Raw genomic sequence first — 23,976 nt, forward strand, 5'->3', positions numbered from 1 at the left:
AAAAGGAAGCCCATGGCAACGACCACACCAGCCGGTGTGCGGGCTCACGCCAAGCACGGGGGAGGCTCCGCGGAGCACGCCCCCATGACGCACCGGCAGATCATGGAGGCCCTGTCCGGGCTCCTGCTCGGCATGTTCGTGGCGATCCTGTCGTCCACGATCGTCTCCAACGCCCTGCCGCACATCATCGGTGACCTCGGCGGCGGTCAGTCCGCCTACACCTGGGTGGTCACCGCCGCCCTGCTGTCGATGACCGCGGCCACTCCCCTGTGGGGCAAGCTCGCCGACCTCTACAGCAAGAAGGCGCTCGTCCAGATAGCCCTGGTCATCTACGTGCTGGGCTCGGCCGCCGCCGGTCTGTCGCAGAATGCCGGCATGCTCATCGCCTGCCGCGTGGTGCAGGGCATCGGCGTCGGCGGTCTGTCCGCCCTGGCGCAGATCGTCATGGCGGCGATGATCTCCCCGCGTGAGCGCGGCCGTTACTCCGGCTACCTGGGCGCCACGTTCGCCGTCGCCACCGTCGGCGGCCCGCTGCTCGGCGGCGTCATCACCGACACCTCCTGGCTGGGCTGGCGCTGGTGCTTCTACGTCGGCGTCCCCTTCGCGATCATCGCGCTGATCGTGCTGCAGAAGACCCTGCACCTGCCCGTCGTGAAGCGGGACGTCAAGGTCGACTGGGGCGGTGCCTTCTTCATCTCCGCCGCGGTCTCGCTGCTGCTGATCTGGGTCACCTTCGCGGGTGACAAGTACGACTGGCTGTCCTGGCAGACCTACACGATGGTCGCGGGCTCGATCGTCCTCGGCGCGCTGTTCGTGCTCGTGGAGTCCAAGGCGAGCGAGCCGATCATCCCGCTGCGCCTGTTCAAGAACCGCACCATCACGCTGGCGTCGCTCGCCTCGCTGTTCGTCGGTGTCGCGATGTTCACCGGCACGGTGTTCTTCAGCCAGTACTTCCAACTGGCCCGTGACAAGTCCCCGACGATGTCGGGCGTCATGACCATCCCGATGATCGGCGGTCTGTTCGTCTCCTCGACCGTCTCGGGCCAGTTCATCACCCGCACCGGCCGCTGGAAGGCATGGCTGGTCAGCGGTGGCGTGCTGGTGACGGCCGGGCTGGTCCTGCTCGGCGGCATCCGGTACGACACCGAGTACTGGAAGATGGCCATCTTCATGGCGCTGCTGGGCCTCGGCATCGGCATGATGATGCAGAACCTGGTGCTCGCCACGCAGAACCAGGTGGCGCCCTCCGACCTCGGCTCGGCCAGCTCCACGGTCACCTTCTTCCGCTCGCTCGGCGGTGCGGTCGGCGTCTCCGCCCTCGGCGCGGTGATGTCCCACCGGATCACGCACTACGTCCAGGACGGCATCTCGGCCCTGAGCCCCAAGTACCAGGCCGCCCTGGCCGGCGGTTCCGGCTCCACCGACAGCATCCCGGACATGGACAAGCTCCCGGCGCCCATCCGGACGCTGCTGGAGAGCGCCTACGGCCACGGCATCGGTGACGTCTTCTTCATCGCCGGCTGCCTCGCCGCCGCCGCCTTCCTGATCACGCTGTTCATCAAGGAGGTCCCACTGAAGACCAAGGGCGCGCTGGCGCAGGCCGCCGAGGGTGCGGCCCCCGTCGCCGACCCGGCCGCCACCCCCGTGGAGACCACTGCGCCCCATGTGACCACTGTGGAGAACGCCGTGCAGGAGCCCGCGCAGAAGCAGGTGCCCAGCTGGGCCGCCCCCGTCGTCTCGGACACCTTCGAGGCCCCGTCCACGGCCGCCCAGCCGGCGGCGACCGCCGTCGCGACGATCGCCGAGCCCGGCCCGGGCGCGGGCGGCGGCACCCCGGTGCACGGCTACGTCCGCGGCGCCGAGAGCGCCCCGGTCCCGCAGGCCGCGATCACCCTGATCTCCCTCTCCGGCCGCCAGCTGGGCCGCGCGGTCGCCCAGCCCGACGGCTCCTACTCCCTCGACGCCCCCGGCACCGGCACGTACGTCCTGATCGCCTCCGCCGACGGCTACCAGCCGCAGGCCTCCACCATCGTGGTGGGCGAGGAGCCGCTGTCGTACGACATCCTGCTCAGCGGCACCAGTGGGCTGACCGGTGTGGTCCGGGCCGCCGGGAGCGCGCTGCCGGTGAAGGACGCGATGGTGATCGTCACCGACGTGCGCGGTGACCTGCTGGCCACCGCCGCCACCGGCGAGCAGGGCGACTTCGCCCTCACCGACCTGGTGCCGGGCACGGTGACCATGGCCGTCAACGCGAGCGGATTCAGGCCGCGCGCACTGCCGGTCGAGATCGGCGCCACCGGGGTCACCCGGATCGAGATCGACCTGGACGCCGGCGCCCGTCTCCAGGGTGTCGTCAAGGCCCCGCACGGTCCGCTGGCCGACGCCCGCGTGACGCTCGTCGACCAGGCGGGCAACGTGGTCGGCACCGCCACCACCGGCACGGACGGCGCGTACGCCTTCACCGACCTGGACGGCGGCGAGTACACGGTCATCGCGACGGGTTACCCGCCGGTGGCGACGGCCCTGACGGTGGCCGGCCCCGGAGTCGACGGCCACGAGATCGAACTCGCCCACCCCGGCGAGTAGTTCAGCCCCGGCCCGTGGTGCGCGCCGCCGTGCGCGCACCACGGGCCGGACTCTTTACGACCATTTTTTAAGCCTTTGCAGGGAGAAAACGGGATGGGACTGACCGCGAAGATCCGTACCCGGGACGGGTGGGCCGTGTCGCACGCGGTCGTCACGGTGACCGACATGACCGGTACGCAGGTGCTGCGCGCCGAGGCGGATGCCGAGGGGGCCGTACGGGACACCACCGAGCTGGCACCGGGGGCGTACACGGTGATCGTGACGGCCGTCGGATACGCGCCAGCGGCCTCCTCCGCGATCGTCACCGCGAGCGGCCGCGCCGAGGTCGGCACGGTCACGCTGGCCCGCCAGGGCGGCACCGAACTGCCGCCGCCCGGCCCCTGGACCATCGACCCGGTGCACTCCTCCGTCGCCGCGGTCGCCCAGCACCTGGGGATCTCCAGCGTGCACGGCCGGTTCACGGAGTTCGGCGGCACGATCGAGATCGCCCCGGACGACGTCACCAAGTCCCGCGTGGAGGCGGTGATCAGGGCCGCGTCCGTCGACACGGGCAACGGCATGCGCGACACGCATCTGAAGTCCGCGGACTTCCTCGACGTGGACCGGCACCCGGAGATCACCTACCGCTCGACGGACCTGACCCAGGCCGGACCCGACCGGTGGACGATCCATGGCGAGCTGTTCATGCACGGCGTCGTACGCCCGGTGGACCTGGACCTTGCCTACCTCGGCACCGGCGCCGACCCGTGGGGCGGCACTAGGGCCGCGTTCCGCGCGACGGCCGAACTGCACCGTGAGGACTTCGCGATGAACTACAACCAGGTCCTCCAGGCCGGCATCGCCGCGATCGGCACGACGCTGAAGGTGGAGCTGGACATCCAGGCGGTGCAGGGCGACTCGCTGCGCCAGGCATAGGCACAACAGGGTCAGCCACCGGGGCGCACACTGCCCCTAGGCTGCCCCCATGGCACCGAACATCGCTACCAACACCCGTGTATCGCTGGACGAGCTGCTGGACTTCGTACGACCGCGTCACCGGGCCCTGCTGATCACCCGCCGCGCCGACGGCGGGCCGCAGGCCTCCCCGCTGACCTGCGGGGTGGACGACTCGGGGCGGATCGTCGTGTCCACCTACCCGGAGCGCGCCAAGACCCGCAACGCCAAGCGGGATCCCCGGGTCAGCGTGCTCGTCCTGAGCGACGACTGGAACGGCCCCTGGGTCCAGATCGACGGCACGGCCGAGGTCATCGACAGCCCCGACTCGGTGGAACCCCTGGTCGAGTACTTCCGGAACATCAGCGGCGAACACCCGGACTGGGACGAGTACCGAGCGGCGATGGTGAAGCAGGGGAAGTCCATCATCCGGGTGACACCACAGCGGTGGGGTCCGGTGGCGACCGGGGGGTTTCCGGCGGGGCTGGTGGCGGGCGGGGAGTAGTCAGCCCCGGTCGACCATCGCCTCGATGCCCGCGATCAGCAGGTCCAGGGCGAAGGCGAAGTCGCGGTCCAGCATCTCGGCGACCGTGTCCCCGCCACGGGCCGCCAGGAGGTCCTTGGACTCCTCGACGGCCTCGGCGGTCTCCGACGCCTCGGCCACCATGGCCATGGCCTGCTGGTAGTACTCGTCGGCACTCAGCCCGGTGTCCGCGATCCGGGCGCTGAAGTGGCCCTCGATCGTGCCGTAGCCGTACACGAACTGGAAGACCGCCGAGATCGCCCCCATCACCCCGTGCGCGGGCAGCCCGGCCCGGCGGACGACCCGCTGGACCACGCGGGAGAAGGCCAGCGAGTTCGGGCCCATGTTGAGATAGCGCCCCGCCAGCGGTGACAGCCAGGGGTGGCGCACCAGCAGCGCCCGGTACTCGGTGGCCAGTGCCCGCAACTGCTCCCGCCAGTCCTCGCCCTCGGCATCCGGGTCGGGCAGCCGCAGCTCGCCGAAGGCCGCGTCGAGGGCGAGTTCGAGCAGGTCGTCCTTGGTGTCGACGTACCAGTACAGGGACATCGCGGTGACGTTCAGCTCGGCGGCCAGCCGTCGCATGGAGAACTTCGCCAGTCCTTCGGCATCCAGCAGCCGTACGGACACCGTCGTGATCCGCTCGCGGTCGAGTCCGGAGGGCTGCCCACCGCTCCGGCCGCCCCGGCGGCCCTTGTCCTCCAGCCATACGCTGGCTCGCGCCGACCGTCCCGCGTCCTTCACCACCGGCGCACCTTTCTCGATTCCACCCACTGATCCAACCTAAGGGGCGCGGGGCTGGATCGCTGCCTGGTCAGCCGCCGTTCTTCTGCGTGAGGTCGTAGAAGGTGGCCGAACCGACCGTGACCTTCTTGAAGGTGCTCTCGACCCACGAGGTGATCTGGGACGACGTACCGCCGCCGCTGCCGCCCCTGCCACCGCCCATGCCTCCGCCGGCGATGAAGTAGTGGATCTTTCCGTCTGCCACGTACTTCTTGAACTGCGCCAGGGTCGGGGACGGGTCCGTGCCGTTGAAGCCGCCGATCGCCATCACCGGGTCACCGGTGGCGAGCTGGTAGCCGGCCGCGTTCTGCGAACCGATGGACGCGGCGACCCAGGTGTACTGGGACGCGTCCTTCGCCAGCAGCTTCTTGGCCTCGGAGGAGACGTTCGCGCCGTTGAGCAGACCGCCGGCGCCACCGCCGCCGCCCATCCCGCCCTCGCCCATCCGGCCGGCGCCGGGGAAGCCGTTGCCGTTGCGACCCTGGCCCTGCGTGTTGCCGTTGCCCTGCTGCTGGTTCTGGCCCGGCATGCCGCCGGGGAAACCGTTTCCGTTCTGCCGGCCCTGCTGGCCCTGGCCGGGCATACCGCCGCCGAAGCCGCCGCGCATACCGCCGCCGGGCCCCCGGCCGCCGCCGAAGCCCATCATGCTCGCGCCCGCCGGACCGGCCGTCGGGATGGAGCCGGTGTGTGCGGAGTCCACCGTGCTGAGGGTGTACGCCGCCGGACCGGCGAGCGCGGCCACCAGGCCCACCGCCGCCGCCCCGAGGGCCGGCTGCCGGGAGATCCGGCCCGCGAAGATCAGGCCCAGCGCGGCCGCCAGACCGCCGATCAGCACCAGCCACTTCAGCCAGGGCAGGTAGGTGGAGGTGCGGTTGAGCAGGACGTAACCCCAGGCCGCCGCCGCGACCACGGAGGCGGCGAGCGTGATCGACGCCCACAGCTCCCGCCGCTCCTCCCACAGCAGCCCGGCGCCCATGCCGACGACCGCCGCCAGGTACGGGGCGAGGGCCACCGTGTAGTACTGGTGGAAGATGCCCGCCATGTAGCTGAAGACCACCATGGTGATCAGCAGCGAGCCGCCCCACACCAGGAACGAGGCCCGGGTGACCGACGTACGGCGCAGCTTCCGGGTCGCCCACAGGCCCGCGACCAGCAGGATCAGCGCGGCCGGGAGCAGCCAGGAGATCTGGCTGCCGACCTCGGAGTTGAACATCCGGTTCCAGCCGGTGGCGCCCCACATCCCGCCGCCGCCGTTGTTGTTGCCGTTGCCACCGGGGACGACGCTGCCGGTCTCATTGCCGCTGATCCGGCCGAGGCCGTTGTAGCCGAAGGTCAGCTCCAGGAAGCTGTTGTTCTGCGAACCGCCGATGTACGGGCGGGAGGAGGCCGGCCACAGCTCGACGATCGCGACCCACCAGCCGCCGGCGACGACCATCGCGAGGGTGGCGGCAGCCAGCTGACCGAACCGCTTCTTCACCGGGACCGGCGCACACACCGCGTACACGATCGCCAGCGGCGGCAGGATCAGGAACGCCTGCAGCGTCTTGGCGAGGAAGGCGAAGCCGATCGCGGCCCCGGCCCACACCAGCCACTTCGTCCGGCCGTCTTCCACCGCCCGTACGACGAAGGAGCAGGCCAGCGCCATCAGCAGGGCCAGCATCGCGTCCGGGTTGTCGAACCGGAACATCAGCGCGGCGACGGGGGTGAGCGCGAGCACCGCGCCCGCGATCAGACCGGCCCCGGGGCTGAACCGGCGCCGTACGGCCGCGTAGACCACCGCCACCGTGCCCACGCCCATCAGCACCTCGGGCGTGAGGATCGCCCATGAGTTCAGGCCGAAGATCCGGACCGACAGCTCCATCGGCCACAGGAAGGCCGACGGCTTGTCGACGGTGATCGCGTTGCCCGCGTCCAGCGAGCCGAAGAAGAACGCCTTCCAGGACTTGCTGCCCGCCTGTACGGCCGCCGAGTAGAAGGAGTTGGCGTAACCGGAGGCGCTGAGGTTGTAGAGGTAGAGCAGGAGGGTGGCGGCCAGCAGGCCGAGGAAGGCCGGGCGCACCCAGCGCGGGTCCTCGGGCCGGCCGCGCCACAGTCTGTGTACGAACGGCGGCCTGGGCTCACCGGACCGGTGCGGGTTCGGGGTGTGCCGGGGAGCGGTGGGGGGCGGGCCCCACACGGTCGTACCGCTCTGCTGGTCGTACTGGGTGGTCATCGGGGATCCCCCGGATCGGTGTCGTGAGGGCGCACCGGCTGCAGTCGCATGGTGGCGTCCCTCCAGCTGGTGCTGTAGGTCGGCGAGGACGGGGTGTGCGCGGCGACGACCGCGGACGGGGTGGGCTCCGCCCGGTCCGGGAAGACCCAGGCGCGGAAGAGCAGGAAGCGCAGCACGGTCGCGGCCAGGTTGGCGGCGATGAGCACCGCCAGCTCGGTGGAGTGCGCCGGGCTGTCGGTGGCCGCGTTGAGGGCGGCCAGGGAGCCGCTGGTCAGGGCGAGTCCGATACCGAAGACGACCAGGCCCTGCGCCTGGTGCCGTACGGCGCCGCCCCGGCCGCGCACCCCGAAGGTGAGCCGGCGGTTGGCGGCCGTGTTGGCGACCGCCGAGACCAGCAGGGCCAGCGCGTTGGCGATCTGGGAGCCGGAGAACTGCCGGAAGAGGCTGTAGAGCACCAGGTAGAACAGGGTGGACAGGCCGCCGACCACGCAGAACCCGACGAGCTGGCGGGCAAGTCCCGTGGGGACATTGGTCAGTTCGCGGTCGCGCGGGTCGTCGCCGAAGGGCCGGGTGAGCCGGTCCAGCGGGAGCGAACCGGTGGCCAGCGCCGTGCCGACCCGCCACACGCCCCTGAGGTCGTCGGTCGCGGTCTTCACGATGTGCACGGTGGAGTCCGGGTCGTCGACCCAGTCGACCGGCACCTCGTGGATACGGAGCCCGGCGCGTTCGGCGAGCACCAGCATCTCGGTGTCGAAGAACCAGCCGGTGTCCTCCACCAGCGGCAGCAGCACCTGCGCCACATCACGCCGGATCGCCTTGAAACCGCACTGCGCGTCGGAGAACCGGGCCTGGAGCGAGCCGCGCAGGATCAGGTTGTAGGCCCGGCTGATGAACTCCCGCTTGGGGCCGCGTACGACCCGGGAGGCGCGGGCGAGCCGCGAGCCGATCGCGAGGTCCGAGTGACCCGAGATCAGCGGTGCCACCAGCGGCAGCAGGGCGTTGAGGTCGGTGGACAGATCGACGTCCATGTAGGCGAGGATCGGCGCGTCGGAGGCGGACCACACGGTCCGCAGCGCCCGCCCCCGTCCCTTCTGCTCCAGGCGGAAGTTGGTGACCTCGGGGATCTCCGCCTCCAGCCGCGCCGCCACCAGCGCGGTGGTGTCCGTGGACGCGTTGTCCGCGATCGTGATGCGGAAGGCGTACGGAAAGGTGCGCTCGAGGTGCTCGTGCAGTCTGAGCACACACGGCTGGAGGTCCTTCTCCTCGTTGTAGACGGGGATCACTACGTCCAGGACAGGCGTACCGGCGTTTCCGGCCGGGAGGTGCTCCCGCGCCGGCAGGGTGCCGGGAGAAGAATCGGTTCGCATGGAACCGACTTTCGTCAGGCGCCCTGTTGCACCCATGTGGTGGCACTGTGCTGCACCTGTGAGTGCGACTGCCAGTCGGTTTCGGGCGCCGGCCGGGGCACGACAGCGGTGAGGGCGGGCAGATGCACGGTGAACACGGTCCGCCCCGGAACGCTGTCGACGGTCACCGCGCCGCCGTGCGCGGCGGCCACCGCCTGCACGATGGCGAGCCCGAGCCCGGTCGACCCGGTGGACCGCGAACGCGCGGAATCCCCGCGCGCGAACCGTTCGAAGACGTGCGGCAGCAGCTCCGGCGGAATCCCCTGGCCGTTGTCCTCGACGTCGACGCACATCCACGGCCCGCGCCGCTGCACGCGCGCGGTGACGGTCGTACCCGGCGGCGTGTGCTTGCGCGCGTTGCCGAGCAGGTTGACGAGCACCTGCTGGATGCGGGCCGCGTCGGCGGAGACGAGGGCGGGCTCATCCGGCAGATCGAGCCGCCAGCTGTGGTCCATGCCGGCCGCTCGGGAGTCGCTGACGGTGTCCACGACCAGCGGGATGAGATCGGTCTGCTCGAACTGCAGCGGCCGCCCGGCGTCGAGCCGGGCGAGAAGGAGGAGATCCTCGACGAGGAGGGTCATCCGCCCGGCCTCGGACTCGATGCGGCCGAGCGCGTGCCGGGTGTCGGGGCCGACCTGTTCGCGTCCGCGTCTCGTGAGTTCCGCGTACCCGCGAATGGAGGCGAGGGGCGTCCGCAGCTCATGGCTGGCGTCGGCGACGAACTGCCGTACCCGCATCTCGCTCTGCTGCCGGGAGTGCAGGGCGCCGTGCACATGATCGAGCATGCGATTGAGCGCGGCGCCGACCTGCCCGACTTCCGTGTGCGGATCACACTCCGACTCCCGGACCCGCTCGCTGAGGTTCACCTCGCCGGTGTGCAGGGGGAGTTCGGACACCCGGGTGGCGGTGGCGGCGACCTTGCGCAGGGGGCGGGTGGCGACGCCGACGATGACGGTGCCGGCGAGGGTGGCGGCGATGAGGCCGGCGGCGGTGACGCTGATCTCCACGAGGATCAGGGTGTTGATGGTGCCGTCGACTTCCGCCGTCGGCAGGGCGACGTAGTAGGTGCCGTTGTTCCCGTCGACGTACAGCACCTGGTAGTCACCGAGGCCGGGAATCTCCACGCTGTGGATCTTCTTGTCCTTGGCGACGGAACCGAGCGCCGCCTTCTGATCTGCCCTCAGGGACTTGGCGTTCATCTGCGGGACGTTGTTGTCGTCCTTGGACTTGTGGCCGACCTTGGCATCGGTGATGCCGCCGTTCTCGACCTTCGCTGCGATGGTGCCGCTGGGCTGCGGGCCCCGCGCGACGAACTCGGTGAGGTTCGTCTCCTTGAGCAGGCCCCGCCTGCTCTGCCGGCCGCTCTGCAGGTCCGGCGGCGTGGCACCGTCCTTCGGCCCGTCCGGCGCCGGTCCGAAGCCGCCGGCCGCGCGCGCGGAGGCCTCCCAGAGCTGCCGGTTCAGCTGGTCGTACAGATGCGAGCGCAGCGCCACCGTGGTCACCGTGCCGATCACCGCGCACACCACGGCGATCAGCACCACCGACGCGACGACGAGCCGGGTCCGCAGGCTGCGCGGCTTTCCCACTCGTCGCTGCTGCCGCTTCTGCCGTTGCCGCGGACCCGGCCGTCGTCGTCCGCTCATGACGCGGCGGGCTTGATCAGATAACCGGCCCCGCGCCGGGTGTGGATCATCGGCTCGCGCCCCGCGTCTATCTTCCGCCGCAGGTAGGAGATGTACAGCTCGACGACATTGGCCTGCCCGCCGAAGTCGTACGACCACACCCGGTCCAGGATCTGTGCCTTGCTGAGCACGCGCCGCGGATTGCGCATGAGGAAGCGCAGCAACTCGAACTCGGTCGCGGTGAGATGGATGGACTCCCCGGCCCGCGAGACCTCATGACTGTCCTCGTCGAGGGTCAGATCCCCCACGACGAGCACGGATTCGGACCGGCGGTCGGCGGCCCCGGAGCGACGGATGAGCCCCCGCAGCCGCGCCACGACCTCCTCCAGGCTGAACGGCTTGGTGACGTAGTCGTCCCCGCCGGCGGTGAGCCCGGCGACACGGTCCTCGACGGCGTCCTTGGCCGTGAGGAACAGGACGGGCACGTCCGGCAGTTCGCGCCGCAGCCGCCCGAGGACGGTCAGCCCGTCCATGTCCGGCAGCATCATGTCGAGTACGACGGCGTCGGGCCGGAACTCACGGGCGGTCTGGACGGCACCCTGCCCGTCCCCCGCGCTCCTGATCTGCCAGCCCTCGTAACGCAGGGCCATGCTCAGCAGTTCGGTGATCGACAGCTCGTCGTCCACCACAAGCACGCGGACGGGGCTCCCGTCCGGCCTCAGCAGTTCGGTGCGCCCCTGGGGCGAGGTCGTGGTCATGGTGGACACCCTGTCGCCGCCCTCTGAGAGGACGCTTTCCCCCATCTGTGATTTCCCTGAGAAACGCACAGGCGCCTCTCAGGCGGCACCTGGGAAGCGCTCACTCCCGCGCGAAGACGTGCGCGTGCTCGACCCTGGCGATGTGCAAGGAGTACCGCTCGTACCACCGCTCCCGCCCGCGCCGCTTGGCCGCGAGGTGTGCCGGGTGATCGCGCCACTGCTGGATCCCGGCGAGGTCGCGGAAGTAGGCGACGGAGACGGAGAGTCCGCCGGGGGTACGGGCCGAGTCCTCACCGAGGAAGCCGGGGACTTCGCGGACGAGACGGGAGAGGTGCGCGGCGGTGCGGTCGTATCCGTCGGGGGCGTCGGCGGGGTCGTTGTCGGTGCGGATGGACGTGAAGATGGCGGCGTAGTAAGGGGGTTCGGGGAGGGAGGCGGGCTGTAGAGGGGCGTTCGTTTGATCGCTCATGTCAACCACGGTCGGCCGCGGGCCGGTTCGGCGTCCATGCCCCTTACCGAAAGGGATCCGTACGGGATCCGAGTCTTTGCCTTGGCCTCGGGCTGCTCAGAAGCCTCGGGCTGCTCAGAACAGCCCCTCCTGCGGTCGCGTGAACTCCCGGAGCGGGAAGGAGAGTCCACCCGCCTCCGGCACCAACTCCCACCCCCTCATCAGCCGGGTGTCGAGGACGACGACTCCCCGTCCGGCGACCGCCAGGTGCAGATCGGGCCCGGCGGCCGCGACGAGCTCACCGCTCATGCCGCCACCGGGGACCAGCTCCACCACTTCCCCGACGGCGGAAGGAGCGGTGGCGAGCCCGAACACCCCGACGTGATCGGTTACTTCACAGGGCTCCGGACGCAGGGACTCCGGCCACCCGGCGAGGGCGACGGCCCGCGCATGCAGTTCCCGCACCTCGGCGGCGCGCTCCGGCTCCGTCCCCGGCAGCGCCGACCGCACCGCCCGCTTCTCGGCGTACGGAATCCGGTCCGGCACCTGGAGCGCGGCCCGCAGCAGCTCTTCGGTGCGGCGGGCGGCCATCAGCGGACCGGTGCCGAGCCAGCTGAAACAGACGGCACCCTGTTCGAGCAGCCGCGCGCTGCCCCGCTCGACGGCGGTGATGCCGACCTTGACCATGCCGGGCCCGAACCACGCCAGATACACCCGGTACGGCCGCGGGTCGTCGGCGATCGTGTCGGCGGCCACCGAGTGCGCCCGGTCCAGCCGCGCACACTCCTCGCACCGGGCCCCCGTACTCCGCCCCGGCACCACGGCCCGCACCGGACACGCATGCCCCCGCGCCCCCACACACGTCCGCACGCCCCCTTCGGCCACCGCGAAGCCGACCCGCTTCCCCCGGGTCAGCACACTGCGCCGCCCGCCGTCCCACACCAGCACGGGTCCATCGGACGACCAGCGGAGTCCCGTGCACTTCCATACCTGTGCCATCACTCGTGAGGGTATGGGTTGGGTCTGACAATGGGTTCCGGGCGGCGGGGAGGCGTAGGCTGCACGAAGGCCCGAAGCCGCAACCTCGTTTTGCGACTTCGGGCCTGTTTGCGCAGGTGCTCTACGGCACGCGTGCTACGGCAGGGCGTACACCGGCATCCCCTCCGCCGAGACACCCACCTGCCGCATGCAACCCCGCTTGATCAGCATGCGCACGCAGTCATGGAACGGGTCGAGCGTGAGCCCCGTACGGTCCGCGACCTCCGGCAGCCGGCAGTGCACCGGCCCGCGCACCAGCGCCGGGGCGAGATAGGCGGCGACGGCGTGCACGTCCTCGGTGACGACCAGGTTCTTCGCCCGCCAGGTGGCGAGGAGCTGCTGGGGGGTCATGGCGGGCTGGGTGGCTGTGGGCGGTGGCAACCGCTCGGCGATCAGGTCGAGGGTGTCGGCGATCCGACCGAGCACGTGGTGCACACCGCCGAGGCGGTCATTGAGGCCGCCGAGCTGTTCGTTGGTGCGGCGCATCTGCTCGATCCGCTCGATCTGGGCGACAGCCAGCGCTTCGTCCGCCCGGATGTTCCGTTCCTCCAGCCGGACGATCGCGTCGGCTACCTGCTCGGGCATGAGGTAGGCGGTCCGGCCGTCGGGGGCGGGCTGCACGGGGGCGGGGTCGAGGGTGTACGTGCCGTCGCGCTGGATGGTCTCGATGACCTCGCTGACCCACGCCTTGAAAGGCGCGCACTCGGGCTTGGTACAGCCGTTGACGAGTGCGATGAGGCCGCGGAGATTCACCATCCGCATGGACTTCTTGAGCCCATGACCTGCAACTTTGCGCAAAGCGTCCGCTGTATAGACGCTTCGTGCAAGATCCTCGAGGGACTGTTTGCAAGATGCTGCAACATGCCACGACAAGGCTTGCCGCGTGTTTGCGTACCCCAGATTGCCGGCCACATCCGCCGCCGGGAACCAATGCTCCCCCTCCGGCGTAGTGAGCCTCCGCACCCGCGCCCCCGTGGCCGCGAACACGAAGTCGTTGATGTCGATCGCGTCCTGCTCCCGCCCCGCCGACTGCTCCGACGGGATGTCGTCCTGCTCGTACATCGAGCATCACCTCCACCACGGAAGCCAGGGACGACGATCACCAACTGCCGTTCGTCGAAAGCACATTCACTCGATAGGTGACAGAGGTATCGATTCGGCGGCCGTCGACGTCGGCGTCCCGGCCACCGCGACCGCCGCGCGCCCCCGCCCCGCCAGCCGGCAGCCGACGCACCCGGTATGCCCCTCCCGGGCCGTCACGTCCCGCACCCGCATCCCCCACTCCCCCCGCGGCCGTACGCCCGGCGGCTTGCCCCAGCCGACCAGATGCAGCACCCATGTCACCAGGACGCTCACGGCCACGACGGCGAGCCCGCCCGCGACCACCGGCAGCGAGGCCGTGCACACCCCCAACCCCACCACACCGCTTCCCACCGCCGCGATGCCGAAGCCGGTCCAGCCGGCGATCGTGTGACCCTCGTCGTACAGACTCATACAGCCACCTCCGGGGACAAGGACAAGATTCCCTCACGAGCTAAGAAGTTTGTCGTTCCGAATATCTCACGAACTAAGGGATTCCGAAAGATGCACGGCACGCCGCGACCGCCGGCCGCCACTCCGGCCCAGGCGCTGTCGGCGATGGACCACCTCATCGCCGCCCACCTGATCGGACAGCAGGAGCTGGCCCGGCGGCTGGGCCTGAACGTCACCGACCTGACCTGCTTCGCCTTCGTCCTGGAGGCCGGCGACAACCTGCTGACCGCCGGCGACCTCGCCGCCCGCGCCCACGTCACCACCGGCGCGGTGACCGGCATCCTCAACCGCCTCGAACGCGCCGGCTATGTCACCCGCCGCCCCGACCCCATGGACCGCCGCCGGGTCCGCGTGGCCGCCGTACCGGCCGCCGTCGCCCGCGTCGAGGCCGTGTACGCGGGCCACTACGAACGGCTGACGGCCCTGTTCTCCGACTACTCCCCCGAGGAACTGGCGATCATCACGCACTGGTTCACCCGGGCCACCGCCCTGGCACACGAGTACCTGGAGAAGCTGAACCGGAACGACCCGGACGAGGAGTGCTGATCCTCGCGCCCCCGACTGCCCCTCCGACTGCCCCCGATTGCCCCTGATTGCCCCCGCCGGGAACGCCAAAGGCCCCGGATCTCTCCGGGGCCCCTGTCTCAGCGTGTGCCGATCAGTCGATCAGCCGATCAGTCGGTCAGCGGACGTCGACGTAGTCGTACGCGTCCGCGACGGACGAGGTGCTGTTGCCCGCGTAGTGGAAGCGCCAGGTGCCGTCCGCGGCGGCGGTGACCGTGGTGTTCGCGTAACCGCTGGAGGAGGTCTTCACGGTCTTGACCGTGCTGTAGGTGCTGGTGCCCGCCTTCTTGAACTGCAGCTGGACGTACTGGCTGCCGTAGCCGTAGTACTTCATGTAGCTCCAGCTGGCGCGCTTCAGGGTGCCGGAGATCGTGATGGTCTTGCCCTTGGCGACGGGCTCCGGACCGGCGTTGAAACCGCTGAAGCTGCTGGCGCGCTTGATCCAGTGGTTCTTGTAGAAGTCGTTCGTGTACGTGTCGCCGTCGTTGGCGGACGCGAAGACGGTGACGTTCCACTTGCCGTTCAGCGAACTGTCCCACAGCCCGTCGACTTCACCCGGCTTGGCCGTGATGGTGAACTTGCAGGTGGCGGCCGTCGCGCTCCAGTAGTCGCAGCTCTCGGCGCCGTTCTCGTTCCAGAGGAAGCCGTCGACGTCGCCGGTGTCCGGGTCCAGGCTGGTGCCGTGCCACAGGGCGACGTCCACGCCGTGCTGCTCGGGGTTGATGCCCGACGGGTCGGTCACCGTCACGTAGACGTTGAACGACTTCGGCGAAAGACCGACGACGACGTCCTTGTTGGCGTTGACGGTGACCTTGGTCACCTGGATGTCACCATCCACCTCGGCGGCGGACGAAGCGGCGAAGGAACGCTGCTTGCTCGGCGCCTGATGGGCGCTCTTGAACTGCTCGGCCTTGGCGGCAGCGGGGTTCCCCTCCGCGTGCGCGGCCGGGACGGCCAGGGCGGTCAGGGCCGCGGCACCGGAGAAGGCCGCGGCGGCCAGACTGGCACGAATGCGCATGTATGTTCCCCAAGTGGACAGAGAGCCCACCAGTAGTGGGGGCGCTGGTGGGCCCAAAGGTTCTGAGGAGTCTGTTGACTCGCACCCGAAGACTCGCAGCCACCGGAAACGGTTGTACAGATCAGAACAATCTTTTGAACGGGCGGGACTGGGCACCAACGACTGGAAACGCCAGAGGCCCCGGATCTCTCCGGGGCCTCTGTTCTGTGTGCACTCGGCAGGATTCGAACCTGCAACCTTCTGATCCGTAGTCAGATGCTCTATCCGTTAAGCTACGAGTGCTTGTTCTTTTGTTTTGTCCCCGCTCCCGGTCCTTTCGGCCCCGCTCGCGGCGACAGGAAGAACATTACATGACTGCCGCCGACATGTGAAATCCGATTGGCACACCCCTTGTGACCTGCGGAAACGTCCGTAGAGGGCCGAGGGCGGCGGAGGGCGGGAACACCGAAGCCCCGGTCCTGAGGGACCGGGGCTTCGGGATCGGTGCGGAGGCGGAGGGATTTGAACCCTCGATGGGCTTTAAGGCCCAAACCGCATTAGCAGTGCGGCGCCATAGACCGGACTAGGCGACGCCTCCAGCACAACCGCTCACGCGAGCGCGCGAGTGGTGCGTGCAGATGATGACACAGCCGAGCGCCCTGTCACCAATCGCCCCCCACGGTACTAGGCACCCGGGTCGCAGGGCAAAGGGCTTCCGCCCGGCGAGGCGCGTACGCAACGTCCGGGGCGCCCGGGCGTTGGGCAGGACATGGTTTTTCATCTTCAGCGGGGTAAGGGCCGGGCCGGTGTGCCGCCCGTCCTCGCCGCCGTGTCGGCCCTGGTCGCCCTCTCCGCCCTCTCCTCCCTCTCCGCCGTCCCCGCCATCGCCGTCCCCGCGCCCGCCGTATCCGCCGTATCCGCCGTGCCGCCGCCCGTGCGACCCGAGGATCAGGCCGGTGATCATCTGACCGTCGTCGTGCGGCATGCCGGGGCCGGTCGGGACGGGACGTTCGAGGTGTTCTGTCATCCGGCCGCCGGGAGCCACCCGGCCGCGGCGGACGCGTGCCGCGCGCTGGACGAGCGGACGCGGTGGGGGCGGGATCTGTTCGCCCCTGAGGCGCCCGGCGGCACGTGCACCATGCTCTACGGCGGGCCGGCCACCGCCCGGGTGACCGGCAGCTGGGCCGGGCGCCGGGTCGATACCGCGTACGACCGCAGCAACGGGTGCGAGATCGGGCGGTGGGACCGGATGGTGCCGCTGCTGCCCGAGCAGGGCCCGGCGACGTAGATAAGACGTACTTGCATGGGCATTCATGGGATTCATGGGCTTCTCTTGGCGAAAACACCGGTCCGGTAAAGGTCCGGCGAAGGTCTCGCGGAGCCGGAGGCCATGGTCAGCGGGTGGTGGCCGGTTCGGTGTCACTTCGTCGTGGGACCTCCCTCTCATCCGGCGTCGCGAGCGCAACGTGTGCCCTTAGACTCCCTCGCGTGACACGTCGCGGGCCGGTTGGCAAGATGGCCCGAGCGGTCGGCAAGGTGCGGTAACAGGGAGGAAGCGTCTCGTGAGCAGCAGGCCATCCCGAGGCGCTGCTCGCCTCGCAGCCATACTCGACGCGCTGCCGGACGCGTTGGTCCTGGTCAACGCCAACGGAACCGTCGTCAACGCGAACACCATCGCGCTGGAGGCTTTCGAGGCGCCCGGCACGGCTCTCGTGGGGCGTGGGCTTCTCGATCTCCTGCCCCAGTTCGACTCCAGACTGATCCCCGGGTCCATGCGGCGGCCCGATCACATGGACCCGGCGGGGCGGACCAAACCCACGCGGATGATCGCGCGGCGGACCGACGGGAGCGAGTTCCCGGTCGAGGTCACGAGCGCGAATCTGGAGAACGGGCAGCAGGCGTACGACGGTTACGGATACACCGGTGACGAGCTGCTCATGCTCGTCGTCCGGGATCTTTCCGGCACCGTCGACACCGAGGCGGAGCTGGCCCGCTCGCAGCGGCAGACCGAGATGATCCTGCGGGCCGCGTCGGAAGGTGTCGTGGGCACCGACACCGACGGGCGGATCGTGCTCGTCAATCCGGCCGCCGCCCAGATACTGGGTTACCGGGCCGGGGAGCTGGGCGGCAAGGAGCTGCACACGCTGGTGCTGCACTCGCGCGCCGACGGCACCCCTTTCCCGTACGAGGAGTCCCCGCTCGCCGACACCCTGCGCTCCGGGCGCAAGCACCGGGTGCGCGGGCAGGTGCTGTGGTCCAAGGGCGACCAGAAGGTGTCCGTCGACCTGACCACCGCGCCGGTGCGCGACGGGGACCAGCTCGTCGGCGCCGTGATGACCTTCACCGACCGGCGGCCGCTGGACACCCTGGCCGAGGAGAAGGCCGGGCTGGAGAAGGCGCACGCGGAGGAGGTCGAGCGGCTCTCCGAGGAGCACGCCTCCGATCTGACCGCGCTGCGCCAGCAGCACGTCGCCGAGGTCGAGGAGCTGAGCGAGAAGCACGCGGAGGAGCTGGCGGCCGGCGAGGAGCGGTACGCCGCGCTCGCCGAGCGGGAGAAGGACCGGTACGAGGCCCTCGCCGGGCGGCACGAGCAGCTGCTGATCCTGCTCGGGCAGTCGCTGCGCGGGCCCCTGGACCAGCTGCGGCGCGAGTTGTCCGCGCTGGCGGCGGATGACGCCGGGCAGCTGTGGCCCGAGGCCAACCAGGTGCTCCACCACCTGTCGGCCGGGTACTCGCGCATCACCACCCTCATCGACAACGTCCTCGGCTACCAGCAGCTGGACGCGGGCGCCGAGGACGTCATCCGTACGAAGGTGATGCTGGACGCCGTCGTCGCCGCCGGTGTGGAGGGGGCCGTCGAGCTGATCGGTCCCGGGCGGGTGCAGTTCGCCGTGCACGCGCCGCCCATCGAGGCCGAGGTCGACCCGCAGCGGCTCGCCACCGCGCTCGCTCATCTGGTGGCGGATGTCGCCGGGGTCGACGCGACCGGCAACTCGCCCGTCTCCGCAGGCGGTTATCTGGACAATACGGTCGTGGTCGCCGCCGCTCAGCGTGGCGAGGTCGTGCGGATCGAGGTGCGCGGGCCGTATCCCGGGGGCGACCCGGTGCACGAGCCGATCGTGCGCGGGATCGTACGGGCCCACGGCGGCGTGCTGCAGACGCACGAGGTGCCGGGCATGAGCGGCAGCGCGTATGTGCTGGAGGTGCCGCTCGGAGGTGGCGCCGGTGCGGTCGCGGGGCGCGCGACCGCCGCCGCCCTTCCGGCCGCGCCGGATCCGAGCAGTCAGGTCTCCGGCACCGGTGAGATGGCCGTGGCCGAGACCGGTGACGCCGAGCAGGCCGCGGGTGGCGGACGGCGGCGGGCCCGGCGTTCGTCCACCGACGCCTTCCTGGAGAGTGACGTGCCCGGCGCGGGCGAGGCCGGTGAGGGCGAGGCGCCCGTGCCGACCGGGCGGCGCCGCCGGCGTGCGGCCGGGCCCGCCGAGGAGACCACCGCGGTCCCGGCCGAGGTTGCGGAGGCCGCGTCCGGCGGCACCGGGCGCCGTCGTGGCCGCCCCGCCGAGGGCGTCGCCGGCGACGGCGACGGGGTGAGCGAGGGCGCGGTGGTGACCGCGGCCGAGCACGCCGCGGGGGCCGCCGCCTCCGGTACGGGGCTCGGCGCCGTACCGCCCCAGGGCGTGCCCGTACCCGCGGGCCGGCGTGCCCGCCCCGACTCCGGCGCCCCGCAGGCCGCCCTGCCGCCCGCGCTGCCCGCCGCGGGCGGCGATGCGGCGCCGGGTGCACAGGGCGTCGCGGGTACGGAGGTCGTTCCGGCCGAGGGCGCGCAGCCGACCGGGCGGCGCCGGCGTGCGCTGGCCGCCGCGGCGGAGCGTGCCGCGGCCCAGGAGGCGGGCGGTGCGCGTACGGTCTTCGCCCTGCCGCCGGCCGAGGCCGACCGCTCACCCGAGTCCGCGGACTCGGCGAACGGGGTGGGTGTGCCGGTCGGACCCGGGGGAGCCGTGCCGGTCGGTCCGGGTACGGGTGCCGTTCCGGGTGCTGCCGAGGGGCAGCCGCAGACCGTGGGACAGGGCGCCGGGCCGGTCCAGGTGCCCGCTCAGCTGCCGCCGACCGTCGAGGGCGCGCCCGGTGAGGACGGCCGACACGACGCCGTACCGCTCGACCAAGGCGCGGACCACACCCCGCCGCAGCCGCATCCGACCAGCGCACCGACCGGTCGGCGCCGCCGGGCCGTGGCCCAGCCGGCTCAGGGCGCCCAGTCCCCGGCGGAGGGTGCCGCACCCGCGGTCGCGCCGGGCGCCGCACAGCCGGGCTCGGCGCCCGCGCCCGCGGCACAGGCGGCTCCGGGACAGCTCGCTCCCGTACCGGCCGTACCGAACCCGGGCGTGCCGGGGCAGGTGACTCCTCCTCAGGGCGTCCCGGCGGGGACGCCGACTCCGGGTCAGGGCACGCCGGTTCACGGCATTCCGGCGCAGGGTACGGCCGGGCAGGGCATCCCCGTCCAGGCCGGTCCCGCGCCGGTGCCGGGGCAGCCGGTACCCGGCGCCCAGGCCGGTGGTTCCACGCCCGGTCAGCAGCCTGCCGTAGCGCATCCTGCGGTACCGCACCCCGCCGCGCCCGTGCAGGACACCGCCGGCCGGGCGGTGCAGGCGGCTCCGGGACAGCCGGTCCCGGCCCAGCCGGTCACGGCGTCGTCCGCGACCCCGCCCGCCGGTACCCCGGGCGCCCAGCCGCTGCCCGCCGAGGCCGGTGCCGGACCGGCGCCGACCGCCGTCCAGGCGGCCGCCGTGCCCCAGCAGTGGCCCGGCGCCGATGACACCTCCGGCGCGGGCACGGCCGTAGCGCAGCAGGCCGCCACGCCGGCGCCCGGCACCCCGCTCCCCGCGGAACGCGCCGGTCTCCAGCCGCCGCAGGCCGCGCAGCCGTTGCCCGCCGAGGCTGCCGGTGTCGACCCGAACTCGACGCAGGGGCGGGCGATCAGCGTCCGCACGCTCGGACAGGGCGTGCCGTTCTCGCGGCAGGCCGCGCAGGTACAGCAGCCGACGGCGACCCCGCCGCCGCACGCGCCGGGCGGTTCCGGCCGCCGGCGCAAGCTGGGCACGCCGCCCGAGCCGGCCCAGCGCCCGGAGCAGCAACCGGCGGCCGAACCGGCGGCCGCGCAGCCGTCGCTCGCCGGGCAGTCCCGGCTCGCCCCGGCCACCGAGGGCGCCGGACGGTCGTACGCCATAGGCGCGCCCGACGCCGACGCCGCCGAGGGGCCCGAGCCGCTGGACGGTCCCGGCGGCGCCGTGGAGATCGCGGACGCCCCGCTGCCGCAGCCGCTCGACGACGAGCTGCCGCCGGAGCCGCTGGACAACCCGCGCCGGCTGCTGGTGTGGCCGGCGCCGGACGTGACGACCCAGCAGGCGCTGAGCGACCGTGGCTACCGTCCGGTGATCGTGCACTCCCGTGAGGAGGTCGACGCGCAGATCGCGGCGTTCCCGGCCGCGCTGTTCGTGGATCCGCTGACCGGGCCGATCACGCGTACGGCCCTGCAGTCGCTGCGCCAGGCCGCGGTCGCCGCCGAGGTGCCGGTGCTGGTCACGGCCGGGCTCGGGCAGGCGACACGCGAGGCGGCGTACGGCGCCGACCCCGCCGTGCTGCTGAAGGCGCTGGCGCCGCGCGACAGCGAGCAGCATCCGCCGCGGGTGCTGCTGATCGAGGAGCACGCGGAGATCGCGCTGGCGCTGACGGCGACGCTGGAGCGGCGCGGGATGCAGGTGGCGCGGGCCGCGAGCGACAACGACGCGGTGACGCTCGCGGGGCAGTTCCGGCCGAACCTCGTGGTGATGGACCTGATGCAGGTGCAGCGGCGGCAGGGCGGCTTCACCGGGATCATCGACTGGCTGCGCGCGAACGGGCAGCTCAACCGCACCCCGCTGGTCGTCTACACCGCCGCCGTCGACCCGGCCGACCTGCCCCGGCTGGCCTCGGGCGAGACGGTGCTGTTCCTCGCGGAGCGGTCGACCAGCGCGGAGGTGCAGAGCCGGATCGTGGAGCTGCTGGCGCGGATCGGCACCAACTGACCTGGTATCCCGGTCGGTTGGTGCCGTCGGCCCGTCGGTGCTACAGCCGGGTCACGTCCAGCTTCCCGTCGGCGTACTGCCTGCGCAGGACCTTCTTGTCGAACTTGCCGACGCTCGTCTTCGGCACCGACTCGACGATCGTCCAGCGCTCGGGGAGCTGCCACTTCGCGATCTTGCCCTCCTCGGCGAGGAAGGCGCGCAGGGTCTCGAAGTCGGCGGCGGCACCTTCCCGGAGGACGACCGTGGCCAGCGGGCGCTCGCCCCACTTGTCGTCGGGTACGGCGACCACCGCGGCCTCGGCGACGTCGGGGTGGGACATCAGCGCGTTCTCCAGGTCCACCGAGGAGATCCACTCGCCACCGGACTTGATGACGTCCTTGGCGCGGTCGGTGAGGGTGAGGAAGCCGTCGGGGGAGATCGTGCCGACGTCACCGGTCTTGAGCCAGCCGTCCTCGCTGAACTTGTCGGCGGGGCGGAGGGGTTCGGCGTCGGGGCCGTTGTAGTACGCGCCCGCGATCCACGGGCCGCGCACCTCCAGCTCGCCCGCCGACTCGCCGTCCCAGGGGAGGCGTTCGCCGCCGGGGCCGCTCAGGCGGGCCTCGACGCCGGCCGGGAAGCGGCCCTGGGTGAGGCGGTAGGCGAACTCCTCGTCCGTGCCGACCGCGTGGGCCGGGGGCCGGGAGACCGTGCCGAGCGGGGAGGTCTCCGTCATTCCCCAGGCGTGACAGACGCGCATGCCGAGCTTGTCGAAGGCCGCCATCAGGGAGGGCGGACAGGCGGAGCCGCCGATGGTGACCTGGGTGAGGGAGGAGACGTCGCGGGGGTGTGCGGTGAGCTCGGCGAGCAGACCCTGCCAGATGGTCGGGACGGCCGCCGCGTGCGTCGGCTTCTCGCGCTCGATCATCTCGGCCAGTGGCGCGGGCTGCAGGAAGTGGTCCGGCATCAGCAGGTTCACGCCGGTCATGAAGGTGGCGTGCGGCAGGCCCCAGGCGTTGACGTGGAACTGGGGGACGACGACCAGCGAGGTGTCCTGGTCGGTCAGGCCCATCGACTGGGTCATGTTGACCTGCATGGAGTGCAGGTAGATCGAACGGTGGCTGTACACCACGCCCTTGGGGTCGCCCGTCGTGCCGGAGGTGTAGCACATGGCGGCGGCCTGGCGTTCGTCGATCTCCGGCCAGTCGAACCGCTGCGGCCGGTCCGCGATCAGTTCCTCGTACTCGTGCACCCGCGCGGTGGCACCCTGCAGGGGCGAACGGTCACCGGGGCCGGAGACGACGATGTGCTCCACCGTCGGCAGCTGGGGCAGCAGCGGCGCGAGCAGCGGGATCAGCGAGCCGTTGACGATGATGACCTTGTCGGCCGCGTGGTTGACGATCCACGTGAGCTGCTCGGCGGGCAGCCGCAGGTTGAGCGTGTGCAGTACGGCGCCCATGGACGGGATCGCGAAGTACGCCTCGACGTGCTCGGCGTTGTTCCACATCAGGGTCGCCACCCGGTCGTCGCCGCGGACGCCGAGTTCGTCGCGCAGGGCGTTCGCCAGCTGCACCGCGCGTACCCCCGCCTCGGCGAAACTGCGCCGCTGCGGCTCGGCTTCGCCGGTCCAGGTGGTGATCTGGGACCGCCCGTGTACCAGTACCCCGTGCACGAGGATGCGGGTGACGGTCAGCGGTACGTCCTGCATGGTGCTCAGCACGGAGTCCTCCCGGGGCGGCGTTGCCTACGCGGTGGTAGAGGTTCCGCTGATTCTGCTCACATACCGCGCGGTATGTCACTAGGGGGTGTGTCACTGGGGAGGAAAACGGCGATGAAAATCCGCCAGGCAAACCGAGGAGGCGCCTCGGGGAGAGGGCAGACGGGGAGAGGGCAAACCGGGGGAAATCCCGGGCTAACGGACCAGGCCCAGCTCAGGGTCCTCACGCAGCTTGGCCAGCGCACGCGACACCGCCGACTTCACCGTGCCCACCGACACCCCGAGCACCTCGGCGGTCTGGGCCTCGCTGAGGTCCTCGTAGTAGCGCAGGACGACCATCGCCCGCTGCCGCGCCGGAAGCTTGACGACCGCCCGCCACATCGCGTCGTGCAGTGCCTGCCGCTCGGCCGGATCGTCGGCGCCGGGCACGGGCTCCGGCTCGGGCAGCTCGTCGCAGCTGAACTCGTCCACCCTGCGCTTGCGCCACTGCGAGGTCCGGGTGTTCAGCAGCGCCCGGCGCACATAGCCGTCGAGCGCCCGCTGGTCCTCGATCCGCTCCCAGGCCACGTACGTCTTGGCGAGCGCGGTCTGCAGCAGGTCCTCGGCGTCGCACGGGTTCGCGGTCAGCGAGCGCGCGGTGCGCAGCAGGACCGGCTGGCGGGCCCGCACATACGACGCGAACGACGGGTACGTGGTCGTCTCACCGCCCGGCCGGAGCCGGGGGTGGGGGAGGGTCTGCCGCCTTGGTGCGGCGGCGGCCGAGGCGCTGGTGCAGACGGGTGTGGTCATGGCTCCACGCTAGGAGCGGCTCCCCCTCGGGC

Annotated in this window: 18 protein-coding genes and 2 tRNA genes; 6 read left to right on the forward strand and 14 right to left on the reverse strand. The window is 71.4% G+C overall.

Annotated elements, in window-relative coordinates; translation table 11 throughout:
* Window positions 1-12 precede the first annotated feature (12 nt).
* The 3 genes from ACWC0C_RS18510 (at window position 13) to ACWC0C_RS18520 (ending at window position 4,024) form a co-directional block, all read left to right on the forward strand.
* Window positions 13-2,586: an MFS transporter gene (locus tag ACWC0C_RS18510; RefSeq protein WP_450864869.1), complete on the forward strand. Its 2,574-nt coding sequence runs from the start codon at window positions 13-15 to the stop codon at window positions 2,584-2,586.
* A gap of 93 nt (window positions 2,587-2,679) precedes the next feature.
* The gene (locus tag ACWC0C_RS18515) at window positions 2,680-3,501 is read left to right on the forward strand and encodes a YceI family protein (protein WP_450864870.1); all 822 of its coding nucleotides are present in this window, start codon (window positions 2,680-2,682) and stop codon (window positions 3,499-3,501) included.
* A gap of 49 nt (window positions 3,502-3,550) precedes the next feature.
* Window positions 3,551-4,024 (forward strand): PPOX class F420-dependent oxidoreductase, encoded by a 474-nt coding sequence (locus ACWC0C_RS18520; RefSeq protein ID WP_449200061.1) that lies wholly within the window; start codon window positions 3,551-3,553, stop codon window positions 4,022-4,024.
* On the opposite strand, the gene ACWC0C_RS18525 is transcribed toward ACWC0C_RS18520, so the two are convergent.
* From ACWC0C_RS18525 to ACWC0C_RS18565, 9 genes are all read right to left on the reverse strand, one after another.
* Window positions 4,025-4,786, reverse strand: a complete 762-nt coding sequence (locus ACWC0C_RS18525) for a TetR/AcrR family transcriptional regulator (protein WP_449200060.1) — start codon at window positions 4,784-4,786, stop codon at window positions 4,025-4,027.
* Window positions 4,787-4,853: 67 nt separating this feature from the next.
* Window positions 4,854-7,034, reverse strand: a complete 2,181-nt coding sequence (locus tag ACWC0C_RS18530) for an ArnT family glycosyltransferase (RefSeq protein WP_450864871.1) — start codon at window positions 7,032-7,034, stop codon at window positions 4,854-4,856.
* Window positions 7,031-8,401, reverse strand: a complete 1,371-nt coding sequence (locus ACWC0C_RS18535; RefSeq protein WP_450864872.1) for a glycosyltransferase — start codon at window positions 8,399-8,401, stop codon at window positions 7,031-7,033. The genes ACWC0C_RS18530 and ACWC0C_RS18535 overlap by 4 nt, the downstream gene beginning before the upstream one ends.
* A gap of 14 nt (window positions 8,402-8,415) precedes the next feature.
* Window positions 8,416-10,083: an ATP-binding protein gene (locus ACWC0C_RS18540; protein ID WP_450864873.1), complete on the reverse strand. Its 1,668-nt coding sequence runs from the start codon at window positions 10,081-10,083 to the stop codon at window positions 8,416-8,418.
* Entirely contained in the window at window positions 10,080-10,820 is a 741-nt protein-coding gene (locus ACWC0C_RS18545) for a response regulator transcription factor (protein ID WP_450864874.1), read from the reverse strand. Before ACWC0C_RS18545 ends, ACWC0C_RS18540 begins: the two co-directional genes overlap by 4 nt.
* Before the next feature lie 100 nt (window positions 10,821-10,920).
* Window positions 10,921-11,289 carry an antibiotic biosynthesis monooxygenase family protein gene (locus ACWC0C_RS18550; protein WP_450864875.1) on the reverse strand — a complete coding sequence of 123 codons (369 nt, stop codon included), beginning with the start codon at window positions 11,287-11,289 and terminating at the stop codon, window positions 10,921-10,923.
* Between the two features lie 114 nt (window positions 11,290-11,403).
* Window positions 11,404-12,267 carry a DUF2797 domain-containing protein gene (locus tag ACWC0C_RS18555; RefSeq protein WP_450864876.1) on the reverse strand — a complete coding sequence of 288 codons (864 nt, stop codon included), beginning with the start codon at window positions 12,265-12,267 and terminating at the stop codon, window positions 11,404-11,406.
* Window positions 12,268-12,402: 135 nt separating this feature from the next.
* A complete protein-coding gene (locus ACWC0C_RS18560) occupies window positions 12,403-13,368 on the reverse strand; it encodes a BRO-N domain-containing protein (RefSeq protein WP_450864877.1) in 966 nt (321 codons plus the stop codon).
* A 66-nt stretch (window positions 13,369-13,434) separates the two neighbouring features.
* Window positions 13,435-13,800 carry an HGxxPAAW family protein gene (locus ACWC0C_RS18565; protein WP_450864878.1) on the reverse strand — a complete coding sequence of 122 codons (366 nt, stop codon included), beginning with the start codon at window positions 13,798-13,800 and terminating at the stop codon, window positions 13,435-13,437.
* A 90-nt stretch (window positions 13,801-13,890) separates the two neighbouring features.
* On the opposite strand from ACWC0C_RS18565, the gene ACWC0C_RS18570 reads away from it, so the two are divergent.
* Window positions 13,891-14,385: a MarR family winged helix-turn-helix transcriptional regulator gene (locus ACWC0C_RS18570; RefSeq protein WP_450864879.1), complete on the forward strand. Its 495-nt coding sequence runs from the start codon at window positions 13,891-13,893 to the stop codon at window positions 14,383-14,385.
* Between the two features lie 136 nt (window positions 14,386-14,521).
* Here the strand turns inward: ACWC0C_RS18570 and ACWC0C_RS18575 are convergent, their stop codons facing one another.
* From ACWC0C_RS18575 to ACWC0C_RS18585, 3 genes are all read right to left on the reverse strand, one after another.
* Complete coding sequence (locus ACWC0C_RS18575) at window positions 14,522-15,421, reverse strand: calcium-binding protein (RefSeq protein ID WP_450864880.1); 900 nt, start codon at window positions 15,419-15,421, stop codon at window positions 14,522-14,524.
* 209 nt (window positions 15,422-15,630) lie between these two features.
* Window positions 15,631-15,703: transfer RNA gene (locus tag ACWC0C_RS18580), tRNA-Arg, on the reverse strand.
* A 204-nt stretch (window positions 15,704-15,907) separates the two neighbouring features.
* Window positions 15,908-15,998 (reverse strand) — tRNA-Ser (locus tag ACWC0C_RS18585).
* Window positions 15,999-16,169: 171 nt separating this feature from the next.
* Here ACWC0C_RS18585 and ACWC0C_RS18590 point away from each other — a divergent pair.
* The gene (locus ACWC0C_RS18590) at window positions 16,170-16,688 is read left to right on the forward strand and encodes an SSI family serine proteinase inhibitor (protein ID WP_450864881.1); all 519 of its coding nucleotides are present in this window, start codon (window positions 16,170-16,172) and stop codon (window positions 16,686-16,688) included.
* 274 nt (window positions 16,689-16,962) lie between these two features.
* Entirely contained in the window at window positions 16,963-21,462 is a 4,500-nt protein-coding gene (locus tag ACWC0C_RS18595) for a PAS domain-containing protein (protein WP_450864882.1), read from the forward strand.
* A 40-nt stretch (window positions 21,463-21,502) separates the two neighbouring features.
* Here ACWC0C_RS18595 and ACWC0C_RS18600 read toward each other — a convergent pair whose 3' ends face one another.
* Together ACWC0C_RS18600 and ACWC0C_RS18605 are read right to left on the reverse strand one after the other, a co-directional pair.
* Window positions 21,503-23,158 carry a long-chain fatty acid--CoA ligase gene (locus ACWC0C_RS18600; protein WP_450864883.1) on the reverse strand — a complete coding sequence of 552 codons (1,656 nt, stop codon included), beginning with the start codon at window positions 23,156-23,158 and terminating at the stop codon, window positions 21,503-21,505.
* Window positions 23,159-23,350: 192 nt separating this feature from the next.
* Window positions 23,351-23,944 carry a SigE family RNA polymerase sigma factor gene (locus ACWC0C_RS18605; protein WP_449195103.1) on the reverse strand — a complete coding sequence of 198 codons (594 nt, stop codon included), beginning with the start codon at window positions 23,942-23,944 and terminating at the stop codon, window positions 23,351-23,353.
* Window positions 23,945-23,976: the final 32 nt, after the last annotated feature.

It is taken from the genome of Streptomyces sp. NPDC001709 (assembly GCF_053596375.1).

Coding starts and splice junctions, on each gene's coding strand:
- ACWC0C_RS18575 (WP_450864880.1), bottom strand. CDS start 15,421: ATGCGCATTCGTGCCAGTCTGGCCGCCGCGGCCTTCTCCGGTGCCGCG.
- ACWC0C_RS18520 (WP_449200061.1), top strand. CDS start 3,551: ATGGCACCGAACATCGCTACCAACACCCGTGTATCGCTGGACGAGCTG.
- ACWC0C_RS18515 (WP_450864870.1), top strand. CDS start 2,680: ATGGGACTGACCGCGAAGATCCGTACCCGGGACGGGTGGGCCGTGTCG.
- ACWC0C_RS18545 (WP_450864874.1), bottom strand. CDS start 10,820: ATGACCACGACCTCGCCCCAGGGGCGCACCGAACTGCTGAGGCCGGAC.
- ACWC0C_RS18510 (WP_450864869.1), top strand. CDS start 13: ATGGCAACGACCACACCAGCCGGTGTGCGGGCTCACGCCAAGCACGGG.
- ACWC0C_RS18590 (WP_450864881.1), top strand. CDS start 16,170: ATGGTTTTTCATCTTCAGCGGGGTAAGGGCCGGGCCGGTGTGCCGCCC.
- ACWC0C_RS18560 (WP_450864877.1), bottom strand. CDS start 13,368: ATGTACGAGCAGGACGACATCCCGTCGGAGCAGTCGGCGGGGCGGGAG.
- ACWC0C_RS18535 (WP_450864872.1), bottom strand. CDS start 8,401: ATGCGAACCGATTCTTCTCCCGGCACCCTGCCGGCGCGGGAGCACCTC.
- ACWC0C_RS18605 (WP_449195103.1), bottom strand. CDS start 23,944: ATGACCACACCCGTCTGCACCAGCGCCTCGGCCGCCGCCGCACCAAGG.
- ACWC0C_RS18530 (WP_450864871.1), bottom strand. CDS start 7,034: ATGACCACCCAGTACGACCAGCAGAGCGGTACGACCGTGTGGGGCCCG.
- ACWC0C_RS18540 (WP_450864873.1), bottom strand. CDS start 10,083: ATGAGCGGACGACGACGGCCGGGTCCGCGGCAACGGCAGAAGCGGCAG.
- ACWC0C_RS18570 (WP_450864879.1), top strand. CDS start 13,891: ATGCACGGCACGCCGCGACCGCCGGCCGCCACTCCGGCCCAGGCGCTG.
- ACWC0C_RS18550 (WP_450864875.1), bottom strand. CDS start 11,289: ATGAGCGATCAAACGAACGCCCCTCTACAGCCCGCCTCCCTCCCCGAA.
- ACWC0C_RS18555 (WP_450864876.1), bottom strand. CDS start 12,267: ATGGCACAGGTATGGAAGTGCACGGGACTCCGCTGGTCGTCCGATGGA.
- ACWC0C_RS18565 (WP_450864878.1), bottom strand. CDS start 13,800: ATGAGTCTGTACGACGAGGGTCACACGATCGCCGGCTGGACCGGCTTC.